This is a genomic window from Limosilactobacillus sp., from assembly GCF_022482365.1.
In the GTDB taxonomy this organism is placed as follows: domain Bacteria; phylum Bacillota; class Bacilli; order Lactobacillales; family Lactobacillaceae; genus Limosilactobacillus.
The window spans coordinates 995,596-1,007,811 of sequence record NZ_JAKVPE010000001.1 but is presented as its reverse complement, the minus strand read 5'-3'; the positions used below and the strand labels follow the sequence as shown (position 1 = coordinate 1,007,811).

At 53.7% G+C, this 12,216-nt stretch carries 8 protein-coding genes; 7 read left to right on the top strand and 1 reads right to left on the bottom strand.

What is annotated here, in order from left to right:
* Positions 1-33 precede the first annotated feature (33 nt).
* Together rpoC and LKE23_RS04910 are read left to right on the top strand one after the other, a co-directional pair.
* Positions 34-3,669: a DNA-directed RNA polymerase subunit beta' gene (gene rpoC, locus LKE23_RS04915; RefSeq protein WP_291976220.1), complete on the top strand. Its 3,636-nt coding sequence runs from the start codon at positions 34-36 to the stop codon at positions 3,667-3,669.
* Positions 3,670-3,738: 69 nt separating this feature from the next.
* A complete protein-coding gene (locus tag LKE23_RS04910) occupies positions 3,739-4,923 on the top strand; it encodes a DUF998 domain-containing protein (protein WP_291976219.1) in 1,185 nt (394 codons plus the stop codon).
* A gap of 32 nt (positions 4,924-4,955) precedes the next feature.
* Here the strand turns inward: LKE23_RS04910 and LKE23_RS04905 are convergent, their stop codons facing one another.
* Entirely contained in the window at positions 4,956-5,642 is a 687-nt protein-coding gene (locus LKE23_RS04905) for a prepilin peptidase (RefSeq protein WP_291976218.1), read from the bottom strand.
* Between the two features lie 254 nt (positions 5,643-5,896).
* Between LKE23_RS04905 and rpsL the strand changes: the two genes are divergently transcribed.
* From rpsL to LKE23_RS04880, 5 genes are all read left to right on the top strand, one after another.
* Positions 5,897-6,310 carry a 30S ribosomal protein S12 gene (rpsL, locus tag LKE23_RS04900; protein WP_267200842.1) on the top strand — a complete coding sequence of 138 codons (414 nt, stop codon included), beginning with the start codon at positions 5,897-5,899 and terminating at the stop codon, positions 6,308-6,310.
* A 20-nt stretch (positions 6,311-6,330) separates the two neighbouring features.
* Positions 6,331-6,801 carry a 30S ribosomal protein S7 gene (gene rpsG / locus LKE23_RS04895; RefSeq protein WP_267200843.1) on the top strand — a complete coding sequence of 157 codons (471 nt, stop codon included), beginning with the start codon at positions 6,331-6,333 and terminating at the stop codon, positions 6,799-6,801.
* Between the two features lie 125 nt (positions 6,802-6,926).
* A complete protein-coding gene (gene fusA, locus LKE23_RS04890; RefSeq protein ID WP_291976217.1) occupies positions 6,927-9,017 on the top strand; it encodes an elongation factor G in 2,091 nt (696 codons plus the stop codon).
* A gap of 178 nt (positions 9,018-9,195) precedes the next feature.
* A complete protein-coding gene (guaD, locus tag LKE23_RS04885; RefSeq protein ID WP_291976216.1) occupies positions 9,196-10,530 on the top strand; it encodes a guanine deaminase in 1,335 nt (444 codons plus the stop codon).
* Positions 10,531-10,564: 34 nt separating this feature from the next.
* Complete coding sequence (locus LKE23_RS04880) at positions 10,565-11,896, top strand: uracil-xanthine permease family protein (RefSeq protein ID WP_291976215.1); 1,332 nt, start codon at positions 10,565-10,567, stop codon at positions 11,894-11,896.
* Positions 11,897-12,216: the final 320 nt, after the last annotated feature.

The window sequence follows — 12,216 nt, the reverse complement described above, 5'->3', positions numbered from 1 at the left end:
ACCGAGATTTACTGAAATAAGGAGGAACATCCTTTGATTGATGTCAATAAATTTGAAAGCATGCAGATCGGTCTGGCTTCTCCAGATAAGATCCGTAGCTGGTCGTATGGTGAGGTTAAAAAGCCAGAAACGATCAACTACCGGACCTTAAAGCCGGAAAAGCAGGGTCTGTTTGACGAGCGAATCTTTGGCCCAACTAAGGACTACGAGTGTGCTTGTGGTAAGTACAAGCGGATTCGCTACAAGGGTCGGATTTGTGACCGCTGTGGTGTCGAAGTTACTAGTTCCAAGGTTCGTCGTGAACGGATGGGCCACATCGAATTAGCTGCGCCGGTTTCCCACATCTGGTACTTTAAGGGAATTCCAAGCCGGATGGGCCTGGTACTGGACATGAGCCCACGTTCCCTGGAAGAAGTCATCTACTTCGCTTCCTACGTTGTTTTGGATCCTGGTGACACCCCACTGGAAAAGAAGCAACTGCTTTCCGAAGCGGACTACCGGGAAAAGAAGCAGGAATACGGCAACCGCTTCACCGCTGAGATGGGTGCTGCCGCGGTCAAGAAGCTTCTGGCCGACGTTGACCTGCAAAAGGAAGCCAACGAACTGAAGGAAGAGCTCAAGGAAGCCACGGGTCAGAAGCGGACCCGGGCCATCCGGCGTCTGGACATTCTGGAAGCCTTCCTCAAGTCCGGCAACAAGCCAGAATGGATGGTCATGGACGTTATTCCGGTCATGCCACCGGACCTGCGTCCAATGGTTCAATTGGAAGGTGGCCGTTTCGCCACTTCCGACTTGAACGACCTCTACCGGCGGGTTATCAACCGGAACAACCGGTTGAAGCGCCTGCTGCAGCTGCAGGCTCCTGGAATCATCGTCCAGAACGAAAAGCGGATGCTGCAGGAAGCCGTTGACGCCCTGATCGATAACGGTCGGCGGGGTCGTCCGGTGGCCGGTCCTGGTAACCGTCCGCTTAAGTCCCTGTCCCACCTGCTCAAGGGTAAGCAGGGGCGGTTCCGTCAGAACCTGCTGGGGAAGCGGGTTGACTACTCCGGTCGTTCCGTTATCGATGTTGGTCCATCCCTGAAGATGAACCAGATGGGTCTGCCAGTTCCAATGGCCCTGGAGCTCTTCAAGCCATTCATCATGCACGAACTGGTTAAGCGGGGCCTTTCCGCTAACGTTAAGGCTGCCAAGCGCAAGATTGACCGCCGGGATGACGATGTCTTCGATGTTCTGGAAGACGTTATCAAGGAACACCCAGTACTGCTGAACCGGGCACCTACCCTGCACCGGCTTGGTATTCAGGCCTTCGAACCAATCCTGGTTTCCGGGAAGTCAATGCGGCTGCACCCACTGGTATGTACCGCCTACAACGCCGACTTCGATGGTGACCAGATGGCCATTCACGTGCCACTGTCCGACGAAGCCCAAGCGGAAGCCCGTCTCCTGATGCTGGCTGCCCACCACATTCTGAGCCCACGTGACGGTGAACCAATCGTGGCCCCATCTCAGGATATGGTTATCGGTAACTACTACATGACCACTGAAGACAAGGGTCGTGAAGGCGAAGGCATGATCTTCAAGAACACCGACGAAGCCGAGATGGCCTACCGGAACGATTACGTTTCCCTGCAGACCCGGGTTGGTGTTCAGGTTTCCTCATTCCCTGACAAGCCATTTACTGACGAGCAGCGGAACAAGATCATGGTGACCTCCGTTGGTAAGCTGATCTTCAACCGGATCATGCCAAAGGACTTCGCCTACATCAACGAACCAACCGACGCCAACATTCACGAAGGCGTTGACGACAAGTACTTCCTGGAACCTGGTGAGGACATCCACGAATACCTGGAGAATGCTCCACTGGTTCCACCATTCAAGAAGGGCTTTTTGTCCGACTTGATTGCCGAAGTTTACAAGCAATACAAGGTTACTAAGACCTCCCAGTTCCTGGACCGAATCAAGGACCTTGGTTACTACGAATCCACCATTTCTGGCCTGACGACCGCGATGTCCGATATTCACGATCTGCCTGAAAAGCCAGAGATCCTGGACAAGGCCCAGAAGCAGGTTGACCTGATCACCAAGCAGTTCCGCCGTGGTCTGATTACGGATGACGAACGGTACGAACGGGTTATCGGTGCCTGGAACGATGCCAAGGACGAGGTTCAAAATAAGCTGATTGAGCACATGGATATCCACAACCCAATCAACATGATGTCCGACTCCGGTGCCCGTGGTAACATCTCCAACTTTACCCAGCTGGCCGGAATGCGTGGTCTGATGGCCGCACCAAACGGTAAGATCATGGAACTGCCTGTTAAGTCCAACTTCTACGAAGGGCTGTCCGTCCTGGAAATGTTCCTGTCCTCACACGGTGCTCGTAAGGGGATGACGGATACTGCCCTGAAGACCGCCAACTCAGGTTACCTGACCCGGCGGCTGGTTGATGTTGCCCAGGACGTGGTTGTTCGTGAAAAGGACTGTGGAACTGACCGTGGTCTGGAAGTTACCGCCATTACCAACGGGAACGAAATGATCGAACCACTGTACGACCGGATCATGGGTCGTTACACGATGAAGTCCGTCTTTGATCCAAAGACCGGTGAGAAGATCGTCGGCAAGAACGTCCTGATCGACGAAGAGATGGCTCAGAAGATCGTTGACGCCGGCGTTAAGAAGGTTACGATTCGTTCTGCCTTCACTTGCAACACTGAACACGGTGTTTGTGAACGCTGCTACGGTCGGAACGCCGCTACCGGTGATCGGGTTGAAATGGGTGAAGCCGTTGGTACGGTTGCCGCTCAGTCAATCGGTGAACCAGGTACCCAGCTGACGTTGCGGAACTTCCACACTGGTGGTGTTGCCGGCAACGAAGATATCACCCAAGGTCTCCCTCGTGTGCAGGAAATTGTTGAAGCCCGGAATCCTAAGGGGCGTGCAACCATTTCCGAAGTTACCGGGGAAGTTGAGTCAATCGAAGAAAACCCAGCTGAACGGACCAAGGACGTTACTATTAAGGGTGAAACCGACACCCGGACCTACACCCTGCCGATTACGGCCCGGATGGAGGTTGCTGAAGGCGACTTTGTTCACCGTGGGACCGCACTGAACGTTGGTTCCATTGATCCAAAGGAACTGATTCAGGTTCGCGACGTTCTGTCCACCGAAACCTACCTGCTGGCTCAGGTTCAGGGTGTTTACCGGATGCAGGGGATTGACCTGCTGGATAAGCACGTTGAAATCATGATTCGGCAGATGATGCGCAAGGTTCGGGTCATGGATCCTGGTGACACCGACCTGCTGCCTGGTCAGACGATGGACATCGGTCAATTCCGTGACGCCATCAAGAAGACCCTCTACGCCGGTGGAATCCCGGCCACGGCTCGTCCGCTGATCCTCGGAATCACCAAGGCCGCTCTGGAGACGAACAGTTTCCTGTCCGCTGCCTCATTCCAGGAAACCACGCGGGTCCTGACCGACGCTGCTATTCGTGGTAAGAACGATCCACTGGTCGGCTTAAAGGAAAATGTTATCATCGGGAAGATCATTCCTGCCGGGACGGGGATGCCAACCTACCGGAATATTAAGCCAAAGGAAGTTAGTGTTGCTGCTTACTCCATCAAGGACTTAGAAGCCAAGATGAAAGAGGAAGACAAGCAAAACTAAGCTTGTGGACAAGAAAAAAGGAGGCTGGGAAGTATCCCAGCCTCCTTTTTTGTGATTTGAGGTGTTTCTTTGACTAAAAAATATCAAATTGAAATTCCCGAGTCGGCACTGAAACAGACGGACTTTAAGCCCGGTGACAAGTTAGCCCTGAGCGTCAACCACAAACAGCTCGACCTGCGTCCGGCACGGGTGATTGACCAGCTGCCCCAGATCAGTTTCTGGTGGTACGCCCTCCCGGCGGCCATCATGACGGTGGTCTTTTACCTGTTTTTCCGCTCGATCCACTACCACGGAGCGGTGCCGCTGACCGGCAGCGACTATTCGCTGGCCAACGGTGCCCTGGTCCTGGGGGTTATTTCGGGTCTGGTGACCTTTGTGGCGACCTTCGTGATCGAAAAGCTGCGCAAGACCGGCCCGGCCAAGGACTTCTATTGGCGGAGCCTGCCGCCATTGGCGATTGCCTGCGGGCTGATCATGCTCTTCTCCTTTACGGCGGTCTTCTGGTTGCTCGGACAGATGTTTATGGACGCCCGCTTTGACCTCTATACGTCGACCTTCTTTCTCTTCGTGATCGATGCCGGGGTCAACTACATCATGATCAACCTGGCCATGACCCTGACCTCGGGCGTGGTAACCAACCTGCTCACGATCATGATCATCGGGGGAATGCTCTTCTCGATGCTGACGAACTCGGCGCGGGATTGGTGGAAGCACAACTTCAGCTTCCTGGGGACGGCGCAGAATTCGGCCAACCTCCAGTTCAACGTCACCCTGATCTTTTCCGGCCTGCTGATGATGGTGCTGGTGGACTACCTGTTCGTCAACGTCCAGAAGCGCTACAAGGGCAAGGGGGTCCTGGTGCTTCGCTGGCTGCTCTACATGCTGTCGGCCTGCGTGGCCGCGATTGGGATCTTCCCCAACGACCCAAAGTACCATATTCTCCACGATCGGATCTCGATGTGGCTGGTCTACATCATGCTGATCATCATCGTGCTGGTCCGCTGGATCCTGCCGGAGGTGACCCGCCAGTTCCTGATCCTGTCCTACATCATGGGTGCCTTGATGGGTCTGGGCTACATTTTCTTCAAGCTCAGCGACTATCTTTCGCTGACCGCCTTTGAGCTTTTGGAATTCGGCTTGGCCTTTTCCTGGCTCCTCTTGTTGTTGCAAAATATCGAAAACCTGGCCCGTTTTGGTCATAACCTCTTCCTGGTGAAAATCGTGCCGGGTGAGGATGACCAACAGGACCACTAAAACTAACCGCTCCACTTGCTGGGGCGGCTTTTTTATGGGCAAAAAATCAGGACGAGGACGGTGGCTAGACAAAGGGCCGGTAAGAAGGGAAGGCGGACCGTGGCTCGTGAAAAGGCAAAGCAGGGGAGGGCCAGGAGGCAGGCAACCAGTAGGAGGATGACCCCCTTGTACCAGCCGAAGAAGATAAAAACGACGGTCAGGTACATGAGGTCGCCGCTGCCCATCCCGTGGCGGGGCAGAGTTAGGAGACCGATAAAGACTAGAAAGCCTCCCCCGATCAAGAGGCTGCTCGGGGAGGACCAGTGCCAATCCGGCAGCAGTCCCGCCAGCGTGATGAGACCGATCAGGCTGAGCGGGTAGAGAACCTGGTAGAGCAGGTCGGTGGTGGTGATGAAGAGCAGCGCCATGAGGAAAATCAGGACGAGAACGTTGTGAAAGACGTCCGCACCACCGCAGCAAAACATTAAGAGACCACAGCTGGCTTCGCTGAGCGGCCAATAGGGGTTAATCGGCTGGCGGCAGAAACGGCAGCGCCCGGCCTGAAGGAGGTAACCGCAAATGGGGATCAGCTGCCACCAGGAGAGTGCGCGATGGCAGTGTTCGCAGTAAGAGCGGGCGGGGGAGTGCGGGGACTGCCCCTGGCCCAGTCGGTAGGCGCAAAGGTTAATAAAGGAAGTCGTGCAGGTGGCGAGGACGGTAAAGACTAGTAGAATAAGCATAAAAAATCCCTCCTACTAGATAAGTACGGAAAAAAACGCCGAAAGCATTAAATTAAATTTTGCCGTCTCTCGTTGACATTCCTTGGGGGACGTGATAGTCTATTGAAGGTGCTTTTTTAGCAACGGAGTGTCTGTCGTTGGGCAGACTGTGCGTCAACGAAGGCACGACAATCTAATATTCATCCAGTCATTTTTTTATTTTCAAAAAAGAACCGCCTGGATGTGTGGACTTAAATCAAGGAAGGGGAAAAATTATGCCAACCATTAACCAATTGGTACGTAAGGGCCGTAAGAGCCACCGTGGCAAGTCAAAGTCACCAGCTCTGGGCTATGTTTACAACACTTTTAAGAAGGAAGAAGTTAAGACTCCATCACCGCAAAAGCGTGGGGTTGCTACCCGTGTCGGGACGATGACTCCTAAGAAGCCTAACTCAGCTCTGCGGAAGTACGCCCGTGTACGTCTTTCCAACCTGATCGAAGTTACTGCTTACATTCCTGGTATTGGTCACAACCTGCAGGAACACTCAGTTGTCTTAATCCGTGGTGGTCGTGTTAAGGACTTGCCTGGGGTTCGTTACCACATCATCCGTGGTACCCTGGATACTGCCGGTGTTGAAGGCCGGATGCAGTCACGGTCCAAGTACGGTGCCAAGAAGCCGAAGAAGTAATTTTAAGGAGGAGTTAAGTAATGCCACGTAAAGGACATGTACAAAAGCGTGAAATTTTACCAGATCCAGTGTACAACTCAAAGCTGGTTACGAGCTTAATCGACCACTTGATGGTTGACGGTAAGCGCGGGACTGCTACCAAGATTCTGTACGCTGCCTTTGACCAAATCAAGGAAGAAACTGGCAACGATCCAGTTGAAGTTTTCCAACAAGCTATGGAAAACGTTATGCCTGTACTGGAAGTTAAGGCTCGTCGTGTTGGTGGTTCCAACTACCAAGTTCCGATCGAAGTTCGTCCAGACCGGCGGACTACTTTAGGTCTTCGTTGGATTGTTCAATACGCACGGCTGCGTGGGGAACACACGATGGTAGAACGGCTTTCCCGTGAAATCATCGATGCTTCCAACAACACTGGTGCTTCTGTTAAGAAGCGTGAAGACACTCACCGGATGGCTGAAGCTAACCGGGCCTTCGCACACTACCGCTGGTAATCACTGTCGATTGAAACCAGCTGCTTAGCAGGTTACAATTAAGGGGTGACGTTATTAATGAATGATCGTCATCCCTTTTTCTAAAAATGACGATTTAATTGTACGGAAGGAGATACACTTAAAAGATGGCTAACAAGCGTGAATACCCTCTTAATAAGACCCGTAACATCGGGATCGTAGCCCACATTGATGCCGGTAAGACGACTGCTACTGAGCGGGTTCTTTACTACACTGGTAAGATTCACAAGATTGGTGAAACCCACGATGGTGCTTCACAAATGGACTGGATGGATGAAGAAAAGGAACGTGGTATCACTATCACGTCCGCTGCCACCACTGCCGTTTGGAAGGATTACCGGATCAACATCATCGATACCCCAGGACACGTTGACTTCACTGTCGAAGTTGAACGTGCACTCCGGGTGCTGGATGGTGCGATCGTTATCCTGGACGCCCAGGCCGGGGTTGAACCACAGACCGAAACTGTTTGGCGTCAGTCCGACGACTTCAACGTTCCGCGGATCATCTTCGCTAACAAGATGGATAAGATTGGTGCGGACTTTGACTACTCCGTTCAAACGATCAAGGATCGCCTGAACGTTACCCCACTGCCGATCCAAATGCCAATCGGTGCCGAAGACAACTTCCAAGGGGTTGTTGACCTGGTCAAGATGTGCGCCTACGTTTACGACGAAGACAAGCTGGGGACTCACTGGGACACCGATGAAATTCCAGCTGACATGAAGGACGAAGCCGAAAAGCGCCATGACCAACTGCTGGAAACGCTGGCCGACGTTGACGACACCATCATGGAAAAGTACCTGAACGGTGATGAAGTTTCCGTTGACGAAATGAAGGCTGCTATCCGTAAGGGTACCCTGAACGAAGACTTCTACCCAGTTCTGGCTGGTTCTGCCTACAAGGATAAGGGTATCCAGATGCTGTTGGACGCCGTTATCGACTACCTGCCATCACCACTGGACGTTAAGCCATACGTTGCCCACGATGAAGACGGGAACGAAGTTGAACTGAAGGCCGACGACAAGGCACCATTCGCTGCCCTGGCCTTCAAGATTGCTACCGACCCATTCGTTGGTCGTCTGACCTTCCTGCGGGTTTACACTGGTTCTCTGCAATCTGGTTCTTACGTTCTGAACGCTACCAAGGGCAAGCGTGAACGTGTTGGTCGTCTGCTGCAGATGCACTCCAACCAGCAACACGAAATCCCAGAAGTATTCTCTGGTGATATCGCCGCTGCGATCGGTCTGAAGAACACTGGTACTGGTGACTCCCTGACCGACCCAGATCACCCACTGCAACTTGAATCCATGGACTTCCCTGACCCAGTTATTCAGGTTTCCGTTGAACCTAAGTCCAAGGCCGACCAGGACAAGATGGACCGTGGTCTGCAAAAACTGGCTGAAGAAGACCCAACCTTCAAGGCTGAAACTAACCCTGAAACTGGTGAAACGCTGATCGCCGGGATGGGTGAATTGCACCTGGACATCATTGTTGAACGTCTGCGTCGTGAATTCCACGCCGAAGTTACTGTTGGTAAGCCACAAGTTTCCTACCGTGAAGCATTTACCAAGACGGCTAGTGCCCAAGGTAAGTTCGTTCGGCAGTCTGGTGGTAAGGGTCAATACGGTGATGTATGGATCGAATTTACGCCACTGGAAGAAGGTAAGGGCTTCGAATTCGAAGACGCCATCGTCGGTGGGGTTGTTCCTCGTGAATTTATCCCAGCCGTTGAACAGGGTCTGAAGGAAGCTATGCAAAACGGTGTGCTGGCCGGTTACCCACTGGTTGACATGCACGCCAAGCTTTACGATGGTTCTTACCACGAAGTCGACTCTAGTGAAGCGGCCTTCAAGGTTGCCGCATCCCTCGCTCTGAAGAATGCTGCTAAGAAGGCTGACCCAGTAATCCTTGAACCAATCATGAAGGTTGACATTGTTGTTCCAGAAGACAACATGGGTGACGTCATGGGTCAGGTTACTGCTCGTCGTGGGACCATCGAAGGGATGGAAGAACGTGGTAACGCTCAACAGATCCACTCCTACGTTCCACTGTCAGAAATGTTTGGTTACGCTACTGCTCTGCGGTCTGCTACCCAGGGTCGTGGTACCTTCACGATGTCCTTCGACCACTACGCACCAGTTCCGAAGGCTATCCAAGAAGACATTATCAAGAAGAACGGTAAGGGCAACGACTAATCTTGTCGCCTGAACCGTAAAAAAGATCGGTAAATGCCGGTCTTTTTTCTTTTTAAAGTTTTAAATAATTAGTTGAACCTTTTACCTCTTTTAATGCTTAAAAAACAACTATTAACGAATAAATGACTGTTTACATCATCTAATGTTCGTGTTAGACTACAGAAAATGAAACGAGGGAGTGAAGAAATTGATTATTCACGGACCGGCCTTTACCGCTTTGGATGCCGATCACGTTCAGGCGCTGGCAGACTGCCTGGTGGCGATCGATGATCACGGCTGGATTGAGCGGGTGCTGACGCCGGGCGACCAGGACTTCGAGCGGGTCCGGCAGGCAGCCAAGAAGGCGGGCCAGCTAAGAGAGCTTGCCAAGGGTGAGTACCTTTTGCCCGGGTTTATTGACCTTCACGTCCACGCTCCCCAGTGGCCGCAGGCGGGGTTGGCTCTGGACCGGCCGCTGGAGGAATGGCTCAACCACTACACCTTCCCGCTGGAGGCCAAGTTTAGCGACCGTGACTTTGCGGCGCGGGTTTACCAGGACTTTGTTCACACCCTGTTGGCCCACGGAACCACGACGGCAATGATGTTTGGCACCATTCACGTGAGTGCCAACCTAGAACTGGCGGCCCAGTGTCGTCGGCAGGGGCTGCGGGGCTTCGTCGGTCAGGTGGCCATGGACAATCCGGAAGAGACCCCGGAATACTATCGCGACGCTTCACCGGCGGCGGCCTTGCGGGCGAGTGAAGACTTCATTCAACGCGTTCAAGAAACGGCCGGGGCCGACGACCTGGTGACGCCGGTGATCACACCACGCTTCGTGCCCAGCTGTACTGCTGAGACACTGGCGGGCCTAGGCAAGCTGGCGGCCAAGTACGACCTGCCAATCCAATCCCACGTCAGCGAGAGCAACTGGGAGAGTCAGTACGCCATCGACCACTTTGGCATGCACGATGCCGTCACCCTGGACCACTTTGGTCTGCTGACCCACCGGGCGGTGATGGCCCACGGCACCCAGTTAACCCATGAAGACATGGGATTACTGAAGGAACGGCAAACCGCGCTGGCGCACTGCCCGATTTCGAACGCCTACTTTGGCAATGGAGTTTTGCCGGTACACTACCTGCTGGCGGCCGGGAACCGGCTAGGACTGGGATCTGACATTTCGGGTGGCTACACGCCGAGTCTCTACCATAATATTCGTCAGGCCGTGAAGTCCTCCCGAATGCTGGAGGATGGCGTTGATAGCAAGCGGCCAGCAAGCGAGCGGGGCGTTGCTGCTTCTCGGATCACGGTGACCAACGCCTTTTACCTGGCGACGGTCGGCGGGGCCCGGGCCCTTAACATCAAGAGCGGGCAGATCAAGGCCGGCTATCGGGCAGACTTACAGGTCGTCAGCGCCCATTCCAGTTTTACCCCGCTTTCGACGCAGGATGTCTTTGAACGGCTGCTTTATCAAACGGAGGCGGCCGATATTCGGGGCGTCTACGTCAACGGGCACCTAGTTTACGAGAATTGATTTTGATAATGGCACAGGAGGAATTTGAGAAATAATGGATGAAAAAGCACACTTGTTGATTGGACCGGACGAAAAGGTACCGGCCGGTGAAGCTGCCCTGCTCGGCTTGCAGCACGTTCTGGCGATGGACGTCTATGTCCCGCCGATTATCCTGGCGGGGCTGCTGGCAATGGGCTCGGCCGATTCCACGGCGCTTCTGCAGGCGACCTTCTTGGCGGCCGGAATTGGGACGATCCTGCAAACGGCCTACTTCATGAAGATGCCCGTTTCCCAGGGGCCATCCTTCGTTCCGCTGACGGCGGCCGCGGGGGTGGTTCTCGCCAGCGGCGGTGTTCACGGCGGCGGGATGGCGACCTTAATGGGCTCACTCTTAATCGGGGGCTTGCTCCTGATCCTGTTGGGATTGAGTGGGGTCTTTCAGAAGATCATTAACCACCTGGTGCCCGCCGTGGTTGGTGGGACGATCATCACCTGCGTGGGGCTGTCGCTGATTCCATCGGCCTTAAACGATAATATCTTCGAGGCCAAGGGAAACGTCTACCAGAACATGGAGCTGGCCGCCGTTACGGCCCTGGTCCTGCTGGTCTGCGTTGCCATCAGCATTCGTTTCCCACGGGTACAGAAAGTCTTTAAGACCGGCTCGATCGTGATTGCCCTCCTGGTCGGCACGGCCCTGAGTGCAACGATGGGCCGCTTCGATGCCAGCTCGGTTACGGCGGCACCGTGGTTCAGCCTGCCGCAGCGAACCGTTTTCTACTGGGGGATGCACTTTAACGGCACGGCGATTTTGACCTTCATCATCATCTACGCCATCCTGACGACGGAAACTACCGGGACCTGGTTTGCGATGGGCGCCGTCACCAACCACCAGATCACTAAGAAGCAGTGGAACCGCGGGATCATCGGTGAGGGGCTGAGCTGTCTGGTTGCTACGATTACCGGAACGACGCCGGTGACCGGTTACTCGACCAACGCCGGGATCATTTCGATCACTGGGGTGGCCAGCAAGCGGGTCTTCATCTCGGCCGGCTTCTGGTTCATCGTCCTCGGCTTCTGCACGAAGCTGTCGGCCTTCTTAGCTGCCATCCCGGCGCCGGTGATCGGTGGGGTCTTTGCGATCATCACCGTGACGATCATGCTCAACGGGCTGAACGTCATTCGCAACATTAAGACCGGCGAAAGTGACCTCTACGTCATCGGGCTGCCAATCATCCTGACGATTGCCCTGGTACTGATCCCGAAGAAGATCACCGCTGCGGCTCCCCAGGTGGTTCAATACCTGCTTGGTTCCCCAATCGCGGTTGCGGCACTGACGGCAATCATCCTGCACCTCTTGATGCCAACCAAGCAGACCAAGCTTTCCTAATTAATATAGAAGAAACGATCCAAAAAGCGCGTTAAAAATTTTTTCGCGCTTTTTTTGCTGCCAATTTTGAAACCGATTTTCGTTACAAAAAGATTTCAGTCAAAATTAATTGCTTTAAAGACTTGATCTGACGGCGATTCTTTAGTATTATGGATAGGTGCTTGAGCGTTGGCGGGTAGTTTTGCCCTACCCCCATAGGAGCTGAAGCTGCGAAGCGTTGATGCGGAAGGTTGCGACACACCCGGCCGCTTTGCCACAGGATGTGGCGGTAATTTCCGCGGAGCTAGTCAAATTTTAAATCTGACGAAGGAGGGAACATA